The 20,245-nt window shown below is 39.6% G+C and carries 18 protein-coding genes and 1 pseudogene; 15 read left to right on the top strand and 4 right to left on the bottom strand.

What is annotated here, in order from left to right; genetic code table 11:
• Window positions 1–344: 344 nt before the first annotated feature.
• Window positions 345–710 carry a helix-turn-helix domain-containing protein gene (locus ACFIKR_RS01635; protein ID WP_375658572.1) on the bottom strand — a complete coding sequence of 122 codons (366 nt, stop codon included), beginning with the start codon at window positions 708–710 and terminating at the stop codon, window positions 345–347.
• Window positions 711–1,205: 495 nt separating this feature from the next.
• On the opposite strand from ACFIKR_RS01635, the gene ACFIKR_RS01640 reads away from it, so the two are divergent.
• Window positions 1,206–1,394 carry an antitoxin gene (locus tag ACFIKR_RS01640; protein WP_375619989.1) on the top strand — a complete coding sequence of 63 codons (189 nt, stop codon included), beginning with the start codon at window positions 1,206–1,208 and terminating at the stop codon, window positions 1,392–1,394.
• Between the two features lie 17 nt (window positions 1,395–1,411).
• Complete coding sequence (locus ACFIKR_RS01645; RefSeq protein ID WP_375658573.1) at window positions 1,412–1,657, top strand: type II toxin-antitoxin system RelE/ParE family toxin; 246 nt, start codon at window positions 1,412–1,414, stop codon at window positions 1,655–1,657.
• Window positions 1,658–1,964: 307 nt separating this feature from the next.
• Here ACFIKR_RS01645 and ACFIKR_RS01650 read toward each other — a convergent pair whose 3' ends face one another.
• Both ACFIKR_RS01650 and ACFIKR_RS01655 read right to left on the bottom strand, forming a co-directional pair.
• The gene (locus ACFIKR_RS01650) at window positions 1,965–2,741 is read right to left on the bottom strand and encodes a TIR domain-containing protein (protein WP_375658574.1); all 777 of its coding nucleotides are present in this window, start codon (window positions 2,739–2,741) and stop codon (window positions 1,965–1,967) included.
• Window positions 2,742–3,051: 310 nt separating this feature from the next.
• On the bottom strand, window positions 3,052–3,714 hold the full coding sequence (locus tag ACFIKR_RS01655) for a thiamine phosphate synthase (RefSeq protein WP_375644454.1): 663 nt from the start codon (window positions 3,712–3,714) through the stop codon (window positions 3,052–3,054).
• A gap of 365 nt (window positions 3,715–4,079) precedes the next feature.
• On the opposite strand from ACFIKR_RS01655, the gene ACFIKR_RS01660 reads away from it, so the two are divergent.
• The 10 genes from ACFIKR_RS01660 (at window position 4,080) to tolB (ending at window position 16,039) form a co-directional block, all read left to right on the top strand.
• Entirely contained in the window at window positions 4,080–5,222 is a 1,143-nt protein-coding gene (locus tag ACFIKR_RS01660) for an OpgC family protein (protein ID WP_375635530.1), read from the top strand.
• Between the two features lie 182 nt (window positions 5,223–5,404).
• A complete protein-coding gene (locus ACFIKR_RS01665) occupies window positions 5,405–5,923 on the top strand; it encodes a DUF1465 family protein (RefSeq protein ID WP_015856950.1) in 519 nt (172 codons plus the stop codon).
• 1,262 nt (window positions 5,924–7,185) lie between these two features.
• On the top strand, window positions 7,186–7,701 hold the full coding sequence (ruvC, locus tag ACFIKR_RS01670; RefSeq protein WP_375658575.1) for a crossover junction endodeoxyribonuclease RuvC: 516 nt from the start codon (window positions 7,186–7,188) through the stop codon (window positions 7,699–7,701).
• A 13-nt stretch (window positions 7,702–7,714) separates the two neighbouring features.
• On the top strand, window positions 7,715–8,329 hold the full coding sequence (gene ruvA / locus ACFIKR_RS01675) for a Holliday junction branch migration protein RuvA (RefSeq protein WP_375658576.1): 615 nt from the start codon (window positions 7,715–7,717) through the stop codon (window positions 8,327–8,329).
• Window positions 8,330–8,342: 13 nt separating this feature from the next.
• A complete protein-coding gene (gene ruvB, locus ACFIKR_RS01680; protein WP_375658577.1) occupies window positions 8,343–9,437 on the top strand; it encodes a Holliday junction branch migration DNA helicase RuvB in 1,095 nt (364 codons plus the stop codon).
• 213 nt (window positions 9,438–9,650) lie between these two features.
• Window positions 9,651–10,091: a tol-pal system-associated acyl-CoA thioesterase gene (gene ybgC, locus ACFIKR_RS01685; RefSeq protein WP_375658578.1), complete on the top strand. Its 441-nt coding sequence runs from the start codon at window positions 9,651–9,653 to the stop codon at window positions 10,089–10,091.
• A gap of 1,747 nt (window positions 10,092–11,838) precedes the next feature.
• A complete protein-coding gene (gene tolQ, locus ACFIKR_RS01690; protein ID WP_015856945.1) occupies window positions 11,839–12,552 on the top strand; it encodes a protein TolQ in 714 nt (237 codons plus the stop codon).
• 15 nt (window positions 12,553–12,567) lie between these two features.
• Window positions 12,568–13,020: a protein TolR gene (gene tolR / locus ACFIKR_RS01695; RefSeq protein WP_273787696.1), complete on the top strand. Its 453-nt coding sequence runs from the start codon at window positions 12,568–12,570 to the stop codon at window positions 13,018–13,020.
• Window positions 13,021–13,128: 108 nt separating this feature from the next.
• Entirely contained in the window at window positions 13,129–14,670 is a 1,542-nt protein-coding gene (locus ACFIKR_RS01700) for a cell envelope biogenesis protein TolA (protein ID WP_375658579.1), read from the top strand.
• A gap of 43 nt (window positions 14,671–14,713) precedes the next feature.
• Entirely contained in the window at window positions 14,714–16,039 is a 1,326-nt protein-coding gene (gene tolB, locus ACFIKR_RS01705) for a Tol-Pal system beta propeller repeat protein TolB (RefSeq protein ID WP_015856942.1), read from the top strand.
• A gap of 1,080 nt (window positions 16,040–17,119) precedes the next feature.
• On the opposite strand, the gene ACFIKR_RS01710 is transcribed toward tolB, so the two are convergent.
• On the bottom strand, window positions 17,120–17,866 hold the full coding sequence (locus tag ACFIKR_RS01710) for a YebC/PmpR family DNA-binding transcriptional regulator (RefSeq protein ID WP_005774608.1): 747 nt from the start codon (window positions 17,864–17,866) through the stop codon (window positions 17,120–17,122).
• 366 nt (window positions 17,867–18,232) lie between these two features.
• Here ACFIKR_RS01710 and ACFIKR_RS01715 point away from each other — a divergent pair, with 366 nt between their 5' ends.
• The 3 genes and pseudogenes from ACFIKR_RS01715 to ACFIKR_RS01725 all read left to right on the top strand — a co-directional run.
• A complete protein-coding gene (locus tag ACFIKR_RS01715) occupies window positions 18,233–18,928 on the top strand; it encodes a DUF1013 domain-containing protein (protein WP_375611764.1) in 696 nt (231 codons plus the stop codon).
• Window positions 18,929–19,138: 210 nt separating this feature from the next.
• On the top strand, window positions 19,139–19,660 hold the full coding sequence (gene pal / locus ACFIKR_RS01720; RefSeq protein ID WP_375658580.1) for a peptidoglycan-associated lipoprotein Pal: 522 nt from the start codon (window positions 19,139–19,141) through the stop codon (window positions 19,658–19,660).
• Window positions 19,661–19,748: 88 nt separating this feature from the next.
• Window positions 19,749–20,245 (top strand): annotated as a pseudogene (locus ACFIKR_RS01725) (tol-pal system protein); the annotation flags it as partial.

Consider the following 20,245-nt stretch of genomic DNA (forward strand, 5'->3'; position numbering starts at 1 on the left):
GCATGAGTATTCCGGGAGCTTGAAAATACTGAGTTCTAGTCAGCCTTTTTGCTTTTAGTGCTTAAAGCACCTGGACATAGCAAAAACTCCCGGAATTCCGGGATACCCACAAAGTGGGTTCATCTTTACGCTAGAACTTAGGGTTTTCAAGGCCCCTTTTGGTCGTTGCGTATGCGACCAAAACATCTTTTAATTCATAAAGTAATTTCAGGAAATTTACAATAAAAATTAAAATAGTGTCTCTTACCGTGTCGTTTCTTAAAATGGAGGGGCGGCATGTTTTGCATTCAAGCAATAAAGCTTCACAAAGGGAAACTTTGAATAGCGCACACTATCGCGTTATGTTAGCTTGCATTCTCATCAGCGATGAGCTGTAAAAAGGCTTTCTTTTTTACCGTTGGTAGAGTTCTAAATCTTTTGAGCAGCAGATATTCCTCTGTGCTCGATGCGATTTCATCATGATGATATGGGGGCTGTTGTTTTGTTAAGATATCCGCGTAAAAAAAGGAAAGTGGAACATTCAAAATATCAGAAATTTCCATTAAACGCCCTGCACTGACACGATTTAAGCCTTTTTCATATTTCTGGATTTGTTGGAAAGTGACACCTAAATGTTGACCTAATGTTTTTTGAGACATCTTCAACATTTTTCGTTTTAAGCGAATTTTTTTGCCAATAAAAAGGTCAATATCAAGATTCTGAGATTGCATTTTTCCCCGCCGGTTGCGAGCGCCCTCGCATGAGTATTCCGGGAGCTTGAAAGTACTGAAATCTAATCAGCTTTTTTTGCTTTTAGTGCTTAAAGCACCTGGACATAGCAAAAACTCCCGGAATTCCGGGATACCCACAAAGTGGGGTAAATTCATGTTTAGATTTTCGGGCTTTCAAGACCCTCTTGGTCGTTGCGTATGCGACCAAAACATCTTTTAATTCATAAAGTAATTTCAGGAAATTTACAATAAAAATAGTTTTTTACTTACAAAATTTGTTTTTTAATGAGAGGCTATTCGCCTTTCAACCTCTCTGGAATGATTACCAAAATCATGACATTAGCCCCCGTGTTTTTTGAGAGGGTTAAAAAGCCTTAAGTTTTAAGATCAAAAGAACTTTGGACGCTTAAAAGTTAAACATTTTCAATTCTCTAGTATTGACAACATAGCCAAGAGTAATTATTTTCAATATTCAGGAATAGAAAGGACATACATATGAAGACCACCCTTTCTCCGCTAATTTCAGAGTTCGAAACTGTTGAACAGGAAAGCAGCTACACTGCATGGCTGCGCGATAAGGTAGCGAGAAGTCTTGCAAATCCATATCCTCCTATTCCGCATGATGAGGTTATGGCTGAAATGGAAGTTATAATCAGTCAGCTTGAAGCTGAACAGGAAAAGTGATGCTTCCGGTTGTTTGGTTGTCTTCGACGCGCGATGATTTGCGTCAGATTTTAACGTACATTGCTCGCGAAAATCCATCCGCTGCGCGCCGAATGAAAAGGTTTTTGGAAGCATCCGTATTGCCATTGGCAAAACATCCATATTTATACAGGCAGAGTGAGAAGGTATTAGGATTACGAGAAATTGTAGCGCATCCAAATTACCTTATATTGTATCGAGTAGCTGCAAATCAAATCGAAATTGTAGCTGTAGTACATGCCTGACGTGAATTTCCTATTTTTCTTTAATCTAATCAGAGGCTATCTGCCTCTTAAACCTTTCTGGAACAATTACCAAAGTTATGACAACAGCCCCGCGTTTATCAAAGAGACTAAAATGATTTCTTCTACGGTAGTGAATTCACACGCAGTCTCTTCATTTAAATTTGCACAATCGCTTGCTGTTTGAATAAGAGTGGGGAGTAAATCGTTTCTTTGAGCCTATAGGATATGTGTGTCTGTGGAATGTGGTGGGGTGCCTTGTGGTTTTGGGCGTGCGCTTAAAAAAAATAAACATAAGCATTATTCAAATTTAATTTAATGCACGAGTAATTGTATTTGTATTAAAAGAGAAATCAGCTTCTTGTAAGCGCGTAATAAGTTTGGGAAATGTTTCTTTTACGTGTTCTTTAAAAGAAAGGTAGTAAACTCCACCAACATCTGAAGGCATTTCAATGCCTTCTTTTTGTAGGAGAGCAATCCTCTCAAGAGGAAGTGCGGCAGCTAACATGCCCATTTCGAAAATAACGTTTTGTCGTGCACGGGGTTGAATTTTTTCTTCAACCTTTTGTCGCGCACGGGGTTGTGTTGTTTCTTCATCTTGAGATATAGCATAACCCATGTCATCATGCGTGAGGAGTACAATACCAAATTTTATAGAACCGTTACAAATTTCTTTTTTCAAAGTTTGAATGATGGTTAAACCATTACCACTCGTATTTTGTAAAATGTATGGTTCGAGACCAAGCTTGAGAAGAGCATTTTCAAGCTCCTTTAAGGCATAACAATCATGACCATGAACGATAAAGATTTTTTTATTTGAAGGATTGGAAGCAGTTTTTGAAGAAGGAATCGTTGATGTTTCTTCTAGATGCTTTGCTAAATCTTCTATTAAATTTTGTTTTATGTTTTCGTTGCCTTGAACTTGAAGTTTTCCTGTGCTTTTATACCAATTAATAGTGCCTCCTTTGGAGGTTTTGATCTGATATCCTTCAGGGGATGGATGTGATAGAGGTTTAGTTTCTTTGATTTGATATCCAGCTTTGCAAATTATGTTTGTAAGATCTTCAAGTGTTCCGCTATATTGCATTTTTATGTCCCCTGCATATTTGTATCGTCAGCTATTGGTATTCAGCACCAATATTGAAAATGACCATTTTCCCCAATCATAATGCTTTGTCTTTATAAGACATTGAACGAGAAAGTTTTTATGATCCTTTTTTCTATATATTATATGAAAAAAAGACACTAGATTTTTCATCAATTTGATTGAATTATTAAGTAGTTTTATTGAGTTTCGAGGTATCCTCTTTATCTGTTATTGTGTGTTCTATATAAGTAATATAGTGGCGAGTGTTTGGATTTTTATTAACGCTTTATTTATAAATTCTCCTCCTATATTACAAGGGGGTGTTTTCACATTTTTCTTGCATTGTTTTAAGCAGTATTAAGGGGTTGTCGTTTCCCAAAATCACTTCTTCTACAGCAATGAATTCACATCCAGTCTTTAAGGCTTCATCAAAGGTTGAAAAATCGCTTCCTGCTTGGATAATGGCGGGGGTTTGCATAATTTCTGCCCACCATGTTGCTAACTGGAGATTGCGGGGGTGCGCATGGGGTTTTTTATCAGCCCCTAATTTGCCAAAAAATAGATAATCAACACCTGTTTCCGCTGCAAGCATAGCACTATGGCGATTGCGCAGATTGCCAAAGCCTATGATTTTTTGTTCCTTTTGCTGATTTTTGAAGCTTTCAAGAGCGTTAAGATCATCTTCTATGTGCAATCCATCAGCCTTTATGCGCCCAGCAATGCGGCTGTCATCAGCGATGAGAAGGGCTGCGTTATGATGTTGAATATCTTCTGCGTAAGTTTGCGCTTGTTGTTGTAAAAAAGAGCTATCATCTTTCAACTTTTCAGAATCATAGAGGATGACGCATGCAAAAGACTTTGTTTGCAAAATTTGCTGCAAAAATGTGTGTGGGGTGTTGCGCCGAACATCGAGTGTTAAAATCAACTGAGGGAAAAGAGGTGGATCAATTGGTTTATTTTTTTGTTCTGTCATGTCAAATCCCTGTTTCTTAGAGAAAAATAATGCTTAAAATTAAAGTTTCATTCTATTATGCTTATTTGCGATGAAAGTGACCACCATTTTCACGTAATTTAAAGGATTTGTGGGTGTGTGGGAGCCTGCTTATGAGAAATGAGAGTGTTTTTAAGCATAATATGTCGCCTTTTTGCTGTGATACATGTATGGATTCTTTTCGTTCTTTTACCTTTAAAAAAACTTTGCCTTTTAAAAAATAAACGCTTAAAATGAAACTTGACTCTTAAAAATTAAAATTTCATCCTGTTGATGCTTGTTGGCAATAAGGGTAACCACCATTTTTATGGGACTTCAAGGGGTTTGTGGCGTGTGGGAGTCCACTGATGAAATACCAAGGTGTTCTTGAGCATAATACTCAACCTTTTCACCGTGATACGCGTATTGACGTTTTTCGTTCTTTAGCCTTATTGACGATTTTCATCAACCATATTCCCAGAACGATCTATGAGTCTTTTACCCATAGAAATTTCGGTTTTTCTGATTGTGCAGAAGTGTTTGTTTTGCTTTCAGGGATTGCTCTTGGGTTAAGTTTTCATGGACGGTTACAGCAAAAATCCTTTGCTTTTATCATCCGAAAACTGTGGTACAGAGCTTTGCAGCTCTATGGCGCATATCTTTTTACTACTTTTGTCACGTTAAGTCTTTTTTTTGCTGCCTTTTTATTATGGAAAACAGAAAAACTTTTATCAATGAACAATGTGGGACTCTTTTTTAAAGAGCCTGGTATCGCATTTTTGAGTACCTTAAGCTTTGGGCATCAATTGGGATATAATAATATTCTTCCTCTTTATATCGTTTTGATGTTTTTTGCGCCTTTTATCCTTTATTTGAGTTGTAAACAGACAAAGTGGCTGCTTTTGGGCTCGTTTACACTGTATCTTATCTGCGGATTTTATAAAATTGCTCCTCCTTCTTATCCCTTAGAGGGAAAGTGGTTTTTAAATCCTTTGTCTTGGCAATTCTTATTTGTCATAGGATTGACCAGTACTTTAGCGCTTAAACAAGGAAAAACAATCGCTTTTCAGTCTTTTTGGATTGTTTGTGCGGCAGCGTATCTCTTGTTGGCGCTGTTATGGGTTCGCTTAAACTGGTGGGGTATTTTGGGGTGGCTTGGCTGGTCTTCCCCATTGCTGAACTTTAATAAAACCTTTTTAAGCTTGCCACGTTTACTCCATGTTCTTGCATTAGCCTTTTTTATTCTTTCTTTGCCCTGCATCAATAAATGGTTTTATGTCTCTCAGAAACATCCTTTAGCAATCTTAGGAAAACATAGTTTACCGGTCTTTGTAACGGGAACCATTTTTGCGATGTTTGGACAAATTATAAAAACAGTGATGACAGGAACGTTTTTTTCCGATACCCTCTTAATAATAACGGGTATTGCTCTGCAATTTGGAGTCGCCTATTATTGTGAAAGACGGCGATCTTGGCAGTGGTCCTTTTCAAGGAAACTGATCCGTTTATAAGAAAAACGCTCCTGTAGCGTTTGTTGGGTGCGTTAACCTTAGTATAAAAAGCGCGTTGCGCAAAAAAATTAAAAGAGGTAGCAGTTTAAAAAAAAAGCGTTCTACACAGCAACAAAAGAAACTTTTTAATACTCTATTCGTTGAGTGGTGTAATTTTGTGCTGATACTTGGAGTATAAAAGCGTGAGTGTACATAAACGTCCATATGATGAACCTATTATCATGATTGAGCATAATGCTTTTGAAAATGCTTTTAATCGTCTCTATGAAGAAACAATGGCGCTGATTGAAAAAACCGCAGCGTATATTGATTCAGAAGGGAAATTAGTGGCACGTTCCCTTTCGGCAGAAGTTTCTGCAATCTATGCGAAAGAAGCTATGTATTTAAGTACACGACTGATGCAAATTGCTTCTCAACTCCTTCTTCTTCGGGCAGAGCGCGAAGGGGAAATGTCATCAGAACAAATAAAAAAAGAAATTGTAAAAGTGTCACTTCATACACCAACATTGGAACTTGAAACCCCTCATTGGCATGAATTGCCAGAAATTTTCCGCCAATTTGTTTCTCATTCATTGCGTTTAGAAGCGCGCATACAGTATATGCGTGCTGGGTGGGAAACTGCAGCCTCTTGTGCCTTAGAAGATGATAATCCAGTAGGAAAACAAATCGAATTGCTCAAAACTGCCTTTGGGCGTTCTTAGAGGTATTCCCTTGCTTTGCGCGAAGGGGAAATGTCATCAGAACAAATAAAAAAGCAATTGTAAAAGTGTCACTTCATACACCAATATTGGAATTTTTCCCTTTCATTGGCATGAATTGCCAGAAATTTTCCGCCAATTTGTTTCTCATTCATTGCGTTTAGAAGCGCGCATTTTTTCGTTTAGATATGCGGCTGTAGTTTAAGCGCGCTGGTAAATAAGGGGAGGCTGTAGTTTAAGCGATGATAATCCAGTGGGAAAACAAATCGAATTACTGAAAACAGCTTTTGGGGGTGTTTTGAGAAGAATAGCGCCTTGCTTCTTTCTTGCGATATTTAGAGCAATATACCCATTTTTCACAACCAAAATATCACAAATAAAACCAATCTAGAGTGCTTTTTTCTGCCTAATTTCTATTTGAGCGTAGGAAATATCTTGAGCTTATAGCTGAGAGGTATTGATTTCGAATTATGGTATGGGATGGGGTATGGTTGGTCTTGTGGAAATCGGCTTTGATTGATTGCAGCTGGAACACTTTCTGTTGATATATCGTGTGATTTTGTTTTGGCTATGATAATGATCGGGCGCTAGATAGAGCTGGGGCTTGTATATCAATTTATTTATGCTCTATAACTTATGCCTATAAAGTTGCTGTAAAGCGTGTGTTAATGAGGATGATACACATTGTGTCAGTTTTGGGGCTTCTCTTGTTTTGAATGGAAGTTATTTTCTTCGCGTAAAATAAAACATCCAAAATAAAGTGCCATATAATGAATGCCTTAGGGGTTCTCTGTGCCCCCATGCAATGTCCCCCTCCATACAATGACATTGTGATGTAATGAGTATATTCAAAAACACCTCTCAGTTCTTGCTTACATCCATTGAGCCTCTCTCATCTTTACGCTTGCAAAGGAAAAAGCTGGCACTATCATCATCTTTGCCAGTCCCCAATGTTGCGACAAGTTCTTGGCATTTGAGACGGTTCATTAGAGGCATTTTAGTCCTTTCTTGTACAGTTTCACTCCACACGGAAATCCCACGTGTGATGTGCAGACAAAAGATTTTGATTGATTTTAGTTATGTTTCATAAAGTATGTTCCATAAAGATGCTGTTCGTTGCGTTTTATAATTGTATAAATTGGGGGGCATGACCATCTTTTGACTGGTTTTGTCTTGTGCTGCTGTTTTGTTTGTGGTCTTGTCTTTATTCACATCTTTATTCACATCTTTATTCACAGGGGGGAAAAGTGTATAGACTGTAGTTTATGGCAGAGACGATTCGTATTATAGGCATTGATCCCGGATTACGGCGTACAGGGTGGGGCGTTATCGATGTTGTGGGTAATCGTCTTCAGTTTATTGCAGCAGGGACGGTTTCTTCTGATGTAAAGTGTGAGCTGGCTTCTAGACTATGTCAGATCCACAAAGGTCTTTCAGAGGTTGTGCATCAATTTATGCCCCATGAAGCCGCTGTAGAACATGTGTTTGTCAACAAAGATGCTACAGCAACTTTAAAACTTGGGCAAGCGCGTGCAATTGCACTGCTGGTTCCTGCGCAAGCAACTCTTCCTGTTTTTGAATATGCGCCCAACAAAGTGAAAAAATCGGTTATTGGTGTTGGACACGGTGCTAAAGAACAAATCCATATGATGGTAAAAGTTCTCCTCCCACGTGCTGAATTTGATAGCAGTGATGCGGCTGATGCTCTTGCTCTTGCTCTTTGTCATAGTATGCACCGTAACAGTATTGACCGATCTTATCAGTCCAGGATGGCGATATGAGTGGGGTGGCAACATGATTGGCAAATTAAAGGGCACCCTTGAGCATATCTTTGATGATCATATCCTTCTTGATGTGCACGGTGTGGGGTATGTTGTTTTTGTGTCAAATCGGCTCCGTCCTTCTTTACCTTCTGTTGGGGAGGCGTTAAGCCTTTTTATTGAAACGCATGTTCGTGAAGACGCAATCCGCCTTTTTGGTTTTGCTACAAGAGCTGAACAGGAGTGGTTTTGTCTTCTACAAAATGTTCCTGGAGTAGGGGCAAAGGTTGCTTTGGCAATCTTGGGTACTTTATCGCCAGATGAACTCGCACAAGCTATTGCCTTAAACGATGTTGCGATGATTAGTCGAGCGCCGGGCGTTGGTAAAAAAGTCAGTGAAAGAATTGTGGGTGAACTGAAAAGTAAAACACTCCCCTTTGAACAAGCGCTCAAGACTGTTTCGGTTCCTCAGCGTGAGATGACCAATCAACCTGCGCATGACGCGCTTTCCGCGTTGATGAAGCTAGGGTTTGAACGGGAGCAAGCATCCCGTGCTCTTGCTCTTGCGATGAACGATCTTGAGGAGGAAACTGTTTCTTCTGCCCTGCTGATCCGCCATAGTCTCAAATTGCTTTCTTCTCCTACTTAAAATCAAGGTAACAATGCATAAAGATGAAGATAAACGCCTTCTGGGTTCCGCTTCCCTTCCTAACGATCCAGATCGTTCCTTAAGACCACAAGTTCTCGATGATTTTATTGGTCAAGAAGCGGCACGGGCTAATTTAAAAATATTTATTGAAGCAGCAAAAACGCGGCAAGAAGCGCTGGATCATGTTTTGTTTGTAGGACCACCGGGGTTAGGAAAAACAACGCTTTCACAAATTATGGCAAAAGAATTAGGCGTTAATTTTCGCTCTACTTCAGGACCTGTCATCGCTAAAGCAGGAGATTTAGCCGCTCTCTTGACCAATCTCGAAGAACGTGATGTCTTGTTTATTGATGAAATTCATCGCTTAAATCCGGCGATTGAGGAAATTCTTTATCCAGCCATGGAAGATTATCAACTTGATTTGATTATTGGAGAGGGGCCGGCAGCACGTTCGGTGAAAATTGATCTGGCTAAATTTACTTTGGTAGCGGCAACTACACGTTTGGGGCTTTTGACCACACCGCTGAGAGACCGTTTTGGCATCCCAATTCGTCTAAATTTTTATACTATAGAAGAATTGGAATATATTGTGCAGCGTAATGCACGGCTTTTTGCCGTCAAGATCAGTGATGATGGTGCTCATGAAATTGCACGCCGAGCACGGGGGACTCCTCGTATTGCTGGGCGGCTTTTACGGCGCGTTTGTGATTTTGCTTTGGTTAAACAGGCAAAACAAATTGACCAAAAAATCGCTGATGAAGCACTTTCGCGCCTTGAGGTCGATCATCTTGGGCTTGATCCGCTTGACCGTCGCTACTTGCTCCTGATTGCGGAAACTTTTTTAGGGGGACCGGTGGGGATTGAAACAATTGCTGCTGCTTTATCAGAACCACGCGATGCCATTGAAGATATTGTTGAACCGTATTTGCTCCAACAAGGTTTTATTCAAAGAACCGCTCGTGGACGCATTCTAACTGAAAAGGCTTGGAGCCATTTAGGGCTTTCTGCTCCTGCCTCTACAACCTCTATACAAAGGCGTTCTCAACTTTCTGATGCTCAAGACAATTCATCACTTCAGACGTCTTTATGGGATGGGGAAGATGACTAAGATATTCTCTTTATTAAAAGAAACTATGTGAATATTTTATAGCAAGGTCATAAAATACAAGAGACGTGCTTCTTTTAGTATATTCTGACCAAAAAGGTCTTGCACGATTAAGGGGGGGCTTTTTCTTTTCACAACTTCAACACAAAAATGTGTTCAATCTTTTGATTGATAAACAATTTGCTATATTAGATGATTTTATGGGACATGAAGCCAATGACAGAAATAACTCCTTTTAAGAGCAATCATACAAATTCTTTTCATAACTTTCAGGTCCGCGTTTATGTTGCGGATACAGATTTTTCCGGTGTGGTTTATCATGCGCGTTATCTTGAGTTTTTTGAACGAGGACGTTCAGAGTTTTTACGGGATACCGGTTTTAATAATAAGATGTTAGCAGCAGGGGTTGAGGGGGAAAAACTGTTTTTTGTTGTGCGTCATATGGAAATTAATTTTTCAAGACCAGCTAAAATTGATAATCTTTTAGTTGTTAAAACATGTGTTACTCATATCCAAGGGGCACGCTTTTTTATGGAGCAATCTATTTTGCATGAGGCGACCACGTTGGTAACAGCTAAAGTTGAAATTGCTCTGATTAATGAGGAGGCAAAACCGCGACGTTTACCCAAAGAACTTTTTGCAAAAATGCTTGGTTAAAATTGTTATTCATTGAACGAGCAGTTTCAGGAGTGATCAGGGGATATAAAGTAACCTACAATCTAAGACCATACATTTATCATAGCCTAAATGTTTTCCAACAAGGTCGCATGATACATCAAAAGAAAGCACCTCTGCTACAATAACTACACTAAATTGAACTACACTAAATTGAAGATGATATCCCACAAAATTAAACACGCCTCATCCATGTTATGATTCAAAATCAATGTCTCATCATCCATTTTCTGCTATAAACTCAAGATATTTTCTTTCTTTTGAAGAAAGGTTCGTTGGCATAGGAAAACGGCAGAAAAGGCCAAAACAAAAAAGAAATAAAAAATGGATTAGGATTTATTTTTATAAAAATGCACATACCCAGCAAAATATTGCAATGTTGCAATAAAGTGATAATAAGCTATTAGATCAAAAATTTTCTCAAAACACCCAAAGAGTATTTTAAGCAATTTGATTTTTTTACTGGATTGTCATTTGGTATCACAAGAGCGTATGTCCTATCCATTTTCATCCATAATGCGTGACTTTATCTGCGCTCCTAAACGCAGTGAATGAGTGAGAGATTAATGTATACAAAGCAGAAATGTATTCTGGATTTAAAGTTTCAAAAGCACATTATTTTATATGATAGATCGATTTGGAAAGGTAAATTATCACTTCTCATGGGCAAAAACCCCAATAGAGTAATAGAATAAAATATTTTCATTTCAAATCTGTTCATGTTGAAACAATTTAAATCATTTGCTTATACATCATAAGATGAGCAATATAAATCATTGAAAAAATTGTAAAAATGTTTCTTATGGATCATTCTCAATGCAATAACGATCAAATATCGCAAGTGAGCAAAGAGAGCGAAGAAGCCGGTTTTCATGAAGTAAAGATGTGAAAAGGCTTTTTTACGTCACAGAAGCTTTTACGTTATACCATGATGCCAGAGAGAGATGATGGGCATTGAAAGGGGCTAATTCACAATACAATGAGATTACATGAGACTTACACTAGATTTATGGGACTACATTAGGGTGCATGGGTGAGGCGCATTGTTGTGAGGTATTTTATGGTGGTTTATTGTCGTTTTTTTGTGCCCGAGGGTGTCCCCGTATTAAATTCGATGCAAAATGAGAGAAAATAGTCTGAGGCAAAGCGCAGTCTTTCATGATTATAACATATTTATTTATAATGATAATTCATTGCGTTGTCACTTTTAGATAATTCTGAAACTTGTAAGATTTTTTCTTTTCAAGCTTTATTGCTGTGAATTAATCAAAAACATTTTCTTACATGTCACAAGCGGGCTTGGTGAGTGGGGACAAAAACACTTAAGAAAGGAATAAAAATGCCTCTTATGAATGTTTTCAAGTACTAAGACTTATCGCTGCATTTTAAGATTAAAACGTGTATGAGGGTTTAGCTTTCTTTTCATGAGCGTAAAGATGGTGGTGTATAATAGATTTGATATCACGCATTTTTATATCTTTTGTTTTTATAGCATTTATGGGGAAGGCTTTATCGTTATATTATTCATAAATGCTGTTGTGAAATGAGGGGGGCGTGTGTTGAGGGATGTCTCTCGTCATCACTTTTTAAAGAAATTTAAGAAACAAGTCTTGTTTTAGCACATGAATTTATGTGAGACTAAGGTTTTTTACTTAAATTTAGAAACTATAAAATAATCTGTTTTATAGAATTTTAAAAAATACACCTTTTATTTAGAGGGACAAAAATTATGCCGCATGGTGAACTAACGAATCCGGAAACAATTGGAATGTTGCATTTGTTTATGCAAGCGAGTTGGATCGTGAAAGGTGTTATGATCGGGTTGCTGCTCGCTTCCATTTGGAGTTGGGCAATTATTTTTGATAAAATTTTTACGTATCGGAGAATACGGCGTGAAATAAAGCAGTTCGAACGTACATTTTGGTCAGGCAAAGCGCTAGAAGATCTTTATGCGTCATGTAAAAGTCAACACACCAATAGTATATCTGCCGTTTTTATGGCGGCAATGATTGAATGGAAAAAATCTCTTGAAAAAGGGACCCATACATCAAAAAGTTTGCAGAGCAGAATTGATAAGGCTATGGATTTGACGCTGGGGCGTGAAAGTGAAAAAATAGAATCAAAATTAAGTTTTCTTGCGACATTGGGATCTGCGGGACCCTTTATCGGACTTTTTGGAACAGTTATTGGTATTATGGAGTCTTTTCTTTCTATTTCAGCTTCTCAAAATACATCACTTGCCATTGTCGCGCCAGGGATTGCAGAAGCGCTTTTGGCGACCGCTATTGGTTTGTTTGCAGCAATTCCAGCCGTTATTGCTTATAACAAGTTGACTCATGAAAGTGCGCGCATCATTGCACAAATAGAAAATTTTGCTGATGAATTTTCAACAATTGTATCGCGGCGTATTGATGAAACACGCACAGCGCCTTCCTCATTATAAAAAGGAGCTTATCCCATGGGAATTTCTGTTGCTTCTTCTTCTCGAAAAAATACACGCAGGCGCTATCATTCACGAAGCCAACTGATGAGTGAGATCAATGTCACTCCTTTTGTGGATGTCATGCTGGTCTTGTTGATTATTTTTATGGTCTCTGCCCCCCTTTTAGTGAACGGTGTTCCTCTAGATTTGCCTCATAGTCAAGCGGGTCCCGTACGAGCTCAAAAAACGCCCCTTACGGTTTCACTTGATGCGCAAGGGCGCTTTGCCATTAATCAAGATTATTATGAAACGTCACAAGCACTGATTGCACACCTTAAAACTCTTCTGGAAGAAGATGCTACACAAAAAGATCAACGGGTTTTTGTGCGGGTTGCTAAAACTGTTGAATATCAGCAAGTATTAAAACTGCTGGCGGATATTCAAAAAGCGGGGTTTTCTCAAGTTGCGTTAGCAAGTCTAGCACAATAAATAATAAGTAATAAAATTTTCGCATAACCTGTTGTTTTTAAAGTGTTTTTAATGGAGCTCAGAGTGATTAAAAATGAAAAAATATAAGTCATAAATAAGGCATAAAGAATGAACAAAGACTCCTATCATAGCATGAAACGAGGCTTGGCTTTATCCCTTGTGGTCCATGTCATTTTTCTCAGTTGGGGAGCCGTTCAGTTTACAAGCTCTGTCTCTTTACCACAACCATTGGAAGCAATTCCCATCACTCTTGCTCCTTTAGTGGACGAGTTGTCCTCTCAACAAGGATCCGTGAAGGCTCCCATCCGTGCAATCCCTGCCGTTAAACCAACTATGCAACCACAAGAGAAAGAAGATGCACGCCATATTGGAGAGGGACAAATAGATAGTCTAGCACCTTTTCAACCAAAGGAAAAACTGCGTCCTGTTGAAACAGCATCGCTACCACCAAGCAAGAACACGTCAGAAACATTTACACCCGAACTTACAAAACCAGAATTATTAGAAGTAAAAACAGAGGATACTCCCAAAGTTGCGCCTGAGATGCCTTTGAGAGCACCGGAGGATACTCCCAAGGTTGCGCCTGAGATGCCTTTGAGAGCACCGGAGGATACTCCCAAGGTTGCACCTGAGATGCCTTTGAGAGCACCGGAGGATACTCCCAAGGTTGCACCTGAGATGCCTTTGAGAGCACCGGAGGATACTCCCAAAGTTGCACCTGAGATGCCTTTGAGCGCGCCGGAGGATACCCCCAAGGTTGCACCTGAGATGCCTTTGAGCGCGCCGGAGGATACTCCCAAAGTTGCGCCTGAGATGCCTTTGAGAGCACCGGAGGATACCCCCAAGGTTGCACCTGAGATGCCTTTGAGCGCGCCGGAGGATACCCCCAAGGTTGCGCCTGAGATGCCTTTGAGCGCGCCGGAGGATACCCCCAAGGTTGCACCTGAGATGCCTTTTAAGGCGCCGGAAGATGCGCTCAAGCCTGCGCACAAAAATGAAGAGATGATATCGCCAAAAGAATTGGCTCCAACGGTACAGAAGGTACCAGCAGAACAGATTGTTCATCAAGCGCCCAAAATTACACTTCCAGAAAAATCTCTTCTTCCACAGTTTAAACCAAAATTTGACGAAGAATTTCCAAGGAAGAATGCGGCTGCATTGAATCAAAAGACGCTAAAGCTTAACAAGAAAAACCAAGAAAAACAGACTATTGAAGATATTTTAGCACTGGAGGAAAATAATTTGCTCAATCGTGCGCGGTCACAAGGAGGGGGAGCAAAACGTTCTCATACACCAGAAGCTTTGGGCGCAAGAAAAAACATTGATGATACCACAAAAATGGCACAAACATTGGTCAATATTGCGGGGGCATGTATTCAACAGAAGCTTAAACTTGTGGCGCTTGGTGGCGATTTAAAAAACCGTCCGGTTGTGCGGTTGCGATTTTATTTAGATCGTGAAGGGATGGTTGTGGGCGATCCTATCATTGATCCCGTAAGCGGTCTTGAGAGTCAACAAGCTATTATGATAAGGCAGGTGTACGCCGCTGTCTTTTCATGCCAACCTTATGCAGATCTCCCACGTGATCAATATGATCTATGGGGGCAAGGTTTTGACTTTAATGTTGATCCCCTCCAAGAAATCAGATGATAAATGAGAAAAAATAAATTGGCTTAACGAAAGGACACATTCCATGATGACTATAACGAGACATAAAGTTTTTGCTTGGTTTATTGTCACTTGTGGGTTGTGGCTTTCAAGTATTTCATCGGGCTATGCGCAATTGAAAGGGACTATTTCGAGCGCTGATTTTAATCCCATTCCCATTGCAATTACAGACTTTATTTCCAATGATTCGATTGGGTTGAAAATATCTGCTGTGGTGACAGCCGATCTTGAGCGGTCGGGGCTTTTTTTACCGCTTAATAAAGAAAATTTTCTTGAAAATATTTCTAATCCTAATAAACAACCGCATTTTGCGTCTTGGCAGAAAATAAAAGCGCAAGGTTTAGTTACGGGGCAAGTCATGAGAGAAATCGATGGACGTTTGAGGGTCGATTTTCGTTTATGGGATGTTTTTGGACAAAGACAATTGAAAGGACGGCGTTTTTATACCGCGACAGAACGTTGGCGGCGTGTGGCACATATGATCGCAGATGAGATCTATAGTGAGATGACAGGAGAAAGTGGTTATTTTGATACACGAATTGTTTTTATCGATGAAACAGGCCCCCAAAATGCACGCATTAAACGCTTAGCAATGATGGATCAAGATGGCGCAAATTTGATTTATATGTCTGATGGAAGTGAATTGGTGCTTACACCACGTTTTTCCCCAAAAAGACAAGAAATGACCTATATGGCTTATGAGGACAATCAAGTACCTCATGTTTATCTTCAACAAATTGAAATGGGACAAAGAGAGTTGATCGGAACGTTTAATAACATGACAATTGCTCCGCGTTTTTCTTCTGATGGACAAAAGGTCATTATGAGTTTGTTACAAAATGATGGCAGTGCAAATCTTTACACCATGGATTTACGAACCCGTACGATGACGCGACTTACAACAACTTCTGCTATTGATACTTCTGCTTCTTATTCACCGGATGGAAAACAAATCGTCTTTTCCTCAGATCGTAGTGGAAAGCCGCAAATCTATAAAATGAATGCGGATGGGAGTGATATTCAGCGTATTTCTTCAAACGAGGGGAGTTATTCGACACCTATTTGGTCTCCACGGGGTGACTATATCGCCTTTACAAAACAATTAAGCGGACAATTTTCTATCGGTGTTATGCGCCCTGATGGACAAGGAGAACGAATTTTAACCACAGGGTTTCACAATGAAGGACCAACTTGGGCACCCAATGGTCGTGTGCTGATGTTCTTTCGCAAAAATCCCGGTATGGGACCAAAAATCTATACGATTGACATTACAGGACGCAATGAACGTCAATTACCCACCCCCAATGATGCTTCGGATCCAGCATGGTCGCCATTGCTCAATATACAGTAAAACAAAATGCTTAAAAACAGAACATAGAAGGAATATAGTCTATACAGTTTCAAGTTTACACAATCTCAATTGTCTTTAATTATTTAAAAGAAGGAATCGATTATAGTGGGCATGGGGAGTTATGTAGATTTCATCTATCATCTACGGTTGTTTATCGACAATAGAATTTCCTTGGGGGAAAATGCTTAAAAAATTCAAAAACAACATCTTGAAAAAATATAGTCGAAAATTCTGAGGTCTCTAGATTTCAACTTTTTACTCAAAGTGTCTCTCTATATATTTTTGACTTCCTCTTTGATTTGGTTTGCGAAGAGTCTAGACTCTTGTCAAGGGTGTTTTTCTGCTGCTCTCTGATGTGTTTTATTCAAGTACGCTGTTGTTTTAGGTCAGAATATTGATTGATCGGTAATAGCAAAAGGACAGATTTTTAAGATAAATGACATTATTTTATGAAACATACGATGCCATAAAGTTAATGCTATAAAGTCAAAAATTTATCCGCAACGGATTAGAGAGATATACCGGCTTTTTGGATAATACTTTGCTAAACAATCAGCTCTGGCTTTCCATTTGCTTATTTTTATTCTGTGATGTTGTAAAAACACTGTCATTTGAGGTGTGGCGATATAAGGCATATAAACTTCCTTGAGATATTTAAGTGTTTTTTAAGTGCATGGCGAATATTTAGGGGAGTGTGTATTTTTTGAGCCTTAAGTTTCAAGTGAATTCCATGAGTGATTCGTTATAGGAATACGTCAAGAAAATCCGAATTGTTTACAGACCAGATCATCTTCATTACTTGAGGGTGGGGAGGTTAATCTTAAAGAACAAAAAGATTAAATAGAGAGGGGCTATAGGGATAATCTTTGGGGCATGTAAGAAAGGCGTGAGACTACAGAGTTTTTTTATGCTTTCTTTTTTTGGTTATGTTTTCTGGAATTAATGGCGGTTTTCTTGTTGCACCAATGGTTAGTCCCCGCTATTGACGCGGGGCTTTTATATGTGCGGATAAAGAGGCGAGGAGACAGATGCTTTTGAAGCCCTCATGAATGAAGAGAGGGCTTGTGCAAATGATAGGAATTATACAGATAATTTTGCCAAAATCTCATCGCTGACATCAAAATTGGCATAAACATTTTGTACATCATCATCTTCTTCTAATGTTGAAATCAGTCGCAAAACGGACAAAGCTTTTTCTTCATCTATTGGTGCAAGGGTGGTGGCTTTCCAAATCGTTTTAATCGATTCTGCTTCACCAAGTTTTGCTTCAAGTGTTTTGGAAACTTCACCAATATCTTCGAATGCGCAGGTAATATGATGTCCGGTTTCTTCTGATTGCACATCTTCAGCACCGGCTTCAATTGCTGCATCCATGATGTTATCGGCTGTCCCTGCTTCTGGCTTATAGATTATTTCACCAATCCGATTAAACATGAAACTGACCGATCCTGTTTCTCCTAGGGCTCCTCCTGATTTTGTGAAGGCGGCGCGCACATTTGAAGCGGTGCGGTTGCGGTTATCAGTTAAAGCTTCAACAATGACGGCAACGCCACCTGGTCCATAGCCCTCATAGCGTACTTCATCATAATTTTCGACATCGGTACCTGAAGCTTTTTTAATCGCGCGTTCAATATTATCTTTCGGCATCGATTGTGCTTTGGCATTTTGAACAGCCAGCCTTAAACGTGGATTCATGGCTGGATCAGGAGCACCTTGTTTTGCTGCTACGGTAATTTCCCGCGCAAGTTTAGAAAATATTTTCGAGCGCATTGCATCTTGACGCCCTTTACGGTGCATAATATTTTTAAATTGTGAATGGCCAGCCATAGTTTTCCTTCCTATTTTAGGGCTTTCTTTCCAGTTGGATACTCTTTAGAATTTAAGGCGACAAAACACGCATCCCACCAGAATAAATGTGCCACAGCATGAGGTGAAGTAATCGAATAAACCCTTTATAAGAAAATTCATCTTAAAGGTAAAGACACCTTAGTTGAGGATCATTACAAGAGAGATCTCTTGTCGTTGAGCAAAAATAACGCTATAACAGAATGTAATCTCATGGCAAAATGGTTTATTCCATGCCTCGCTTTGTTTTAGGAGTGGTTGGAGAGACCTAACATATAAAAAGTTCTAGTGCTCTTGAGTGGGCGGTAACCTGCCTCATAGAAGAGGCGCAGAAGAGGATTTATAAAAATGGCAACGCAACTTTTGATGCCCAAAGCAACAGCTGTTTGGTTGGTTGATAATACAGCTCTTTCTTTTGATCAGATTGCAGAATTTTGTAAATTGCATGTTTTGGAAGTAAAAGCTATTGCCGATGGTGATGCGGCTTATGGTATTAAAGGTTTAGATCCGATTAGTTCTGGGCAATTGACGCGCAGTGAAATTGCACGGGTGGAGGCTGATCAAAACGCACGCTTGAAAATTTCTCAATCTAGGGTGCATATTCCTGAAAAAAAACGCAAAGGGGCGCGCTATATCCCTCTTTCTCGACGCCAAGATCGTCCCAATGGTATCCTATGGTTGGTTACGAACCATCCCGAGTTGAAAGATGCACAAATTGCACGGTTGATTGGGACAACAAAAGCGACAATTGAACAAATCCGCCTTAGGACCCATTGGAATAGTGCAAATTTGGTTCCTCTTGATCCTGTAGGACTTGGTTTGTGTTCGCAAATCGATTTAGATTTTGAGCTCCAGCGTGCGGCGAAAAATCGCCCTGTTGCTGCAGAAGAAGATAGGTCGTTGCTTCCCGCTTCTGTGACGGAAAACGCTGCCCTAGAGGAAAATGAGAGTGAAGAAAATCTGCATAAGACTTTTGATGCTGATAAAGTTTTTGCAAAGCTGAACGCGCTGCAAAAAAATCGTCAAGATCAAGATGATGCATAAGATGCATAAAAAGCCATGACACATAAGGGAAACATTTCTTATGGAAATGTTAGAGGAATGGCTGGAGAGAAGAAAAATTGGCAGAGACTCAAAAATAAAAATGATGACCAAAAAACAGAAAAATTTCGTCTTCATTAGGAATTAACGGTTATTCTTGAAAATATTTTTAAGAATTTACCCTTCTTTACGACACTCAAGGAGAAACGGACTATGCGCTCTACCCAAAAAACCTTCTCTTATTCCTTAGCTGTCCTCTTTTTTTTCGCACTATGCTTGGCTGGGTGTGGCAAAAAAAATGTCGGTGCACTTAACGGTATGAATGGCGCTTATATGAATGATGCTGGTTTGAATCAGGTGCCACCAGGCTCAGGACAAGAATTTACGGTTAATGTGGGTGATCGCGTGTTTTTTAGTCTCGATTCTTCTTCACTTGATGCTGATGCTGAACGTATTTTAACGCGCCAAGCGGAATGGTTGCTTCATTATCCTTATTATTCTATTATGATCGAAGGTCATGCTGATGAGAGGGGAACACGTGAATATAACTTGGCACTTGGACAGCGCCGTGCTGTTGCTGTGCGAAACTATTTGGTGTCTCTAGGTGTGTCTGAACAACGGATTCAAACAATTTCTTACGGAAAAGAAAGACCTGTAGCGGTCTGTGATGATATTTCCTGTTGGAATCAAAATCGACGTGCTGTGACAACGTTGAGTCACATGAATAGTCATTAAAAAGAAGATTGTTTGTTTCAACTATTCAATAAGCTCTTAAGGGGAAAAAGGAATGTATCGTAAAATCAATTGGAAAACACTCTTTTATATGGCGGTTTTCATAGCTTGTTCTACTTCACTTGTTCAAAGTGCGGCACGAAAGGCTTCCGAATATCCTGCACATGATACGGATAAAGTTGATGAAGTTGATAAGGCATCTAGCGTGGAGGAAAAAGCCACTGACACTGCTGATAAGGCTGTCGATGCAGTGAAGAAAGCACCTGATGCAGCTGATAAAGCAGCATCTAGCGCGGAGGAAAAAGCCACTGACACTGTTAATAAGGCTATTGATGCAGTGAAGAAAGCACCTGAAGCAGCTGATAAAGCAGCATCTAGCGCGGAGGAAAAAGCTACTGACACTGTTAATAAGGCTATTGATGCAGTGAAGAAAGCACCTGAAGCAGCTGATAAAGCAGCATCTAGCGCGGAGGAAAAAGCCACTGACACTGTTAATAAGGCTATTGATGCTGTGAAGAAAGCGCCTGAAGCAGCTGATAAAGCAGCATCTAGCGTGGAGGAAAAAGCCACTGACACTGTTAATAAGGC

The sequence above is a fragment of the Bartonella sp. MR30HLJHH genome (assembly GCF_042194195.1).
Classification (GTDB): domain Bacteria; phylum Pseudomonadota; class Alphaproteobacteria; order Rhizobiales; family Rhizobiaceae; genus Bartonella; species Bartonella grahamii.

Bases quoted from the DNA above. Each gene is read 5' to 3' on its own strand.
- ACFIKR_RS01635 (WP_375658572.1), bottom strand. From the start codon at position 710: ATGCAATCTCAGAATCTTGATATTGACCTTTTTATTGGCAAAAAAATT.
- ACFIKR_RS01640 (WP_375619989.1), top strand. From the start codon at position 1,206: ATGAAGACCACCCTTTCTCCGCTAATTTCAGAGTTCGAAACTGTTGAA.
- ACFIKR_RS01650 (WP_375658574.1), bottom strand. From the start codon at position 2,741: ATGCAATATAGCGGAACACTTGAAGATCTTACAAACATAATTTGCAAA.
- ACFIKR_RS01655 (WP_375644454.1), bottom strand. From the start codon at position 3,714: ATGACAGAACAAAAAAATAAACCAATTGATCCACCTCTTTTCCCTCAG.
- ACFIKR_RS01660 (WP_375635530.1), top strand. From the start codon at position 4,080: ATGAAATACCAAGGTGTTCTTGAGCATAATACTCAACCTTTTCACCGT.
- ruvC (WP_375658575.1), top strand. From the start codon at position 7,186: ATGGCAGAGACGATTCGTATTATAGGCATTGATCCCGGATTACGGCGT.
- ruvA (WP_375658576.1), top strand. From the start codon at position 7,715: ATGATTGGCAAATTAAAGGGCACCCTTGAGCATATCTTTGATGATCAT.
- ruvB (WP_375658577.1), top strand. From the start codon at position 8,343: ATGCATAAAGATGAAGATAAACGCCTTCTGGGTTCCGCTTCCCTTCCT.
- ybgC (WP_375658578.1), top strand. From the start codon at position 9,651: ATGACAGAAATAACTCCTTTTAAGAGCAATCATACAAATTCTTTTCAT.
- tolQ (WP_015856945.1), top strand. From the start codon at position 11,839: ATGCCGCATGGTGAACTAACGAATCCGGAAACAATTGGAATGTTGCAT.
- tolR (WP_273787696.1), top strand. From the start codon at position 12,568: ATGGGAATTTCTGTTGCTTCTTCTTCTCGAAAAAATACACGCAGGCGC.
- ACFIKR_RS01700 (WP_375658579.1), top strand. From the start codon at position 13,129: ATGAACAAAGACTCCTATCATAGCATGAAACGAGGCTTGGCTTTATCC.
- tolB (WP_015856942.1), top strand. From the start codon at position 14,714: ATGATGACTATAACGAGACATAAAGTTTTTGCTTGGTTTATTGTCACT.
- ACFIKR_RS01710 (WP_005774608.1), bottom strand. From the start codon at position 17,866: ATGGCTGGCCATTCACAATTTAAAAATATTATGCACCGTAAAGGGCGT.
- ACFIKR_RS01715 (WP_375611764.1), top strand. From the start codon at position 18,233: ATGGCAACGCAACTTTTGATGCCCAAAGCAACAGCTGTTTGGTTGGTT.
- pal (WP_375658580.1), top strand. From the start codon at position 19,139: ATGCGCTCTACCCAAAAAACCTTCTCTTATTCCTTAGCTGTCCTCTTT.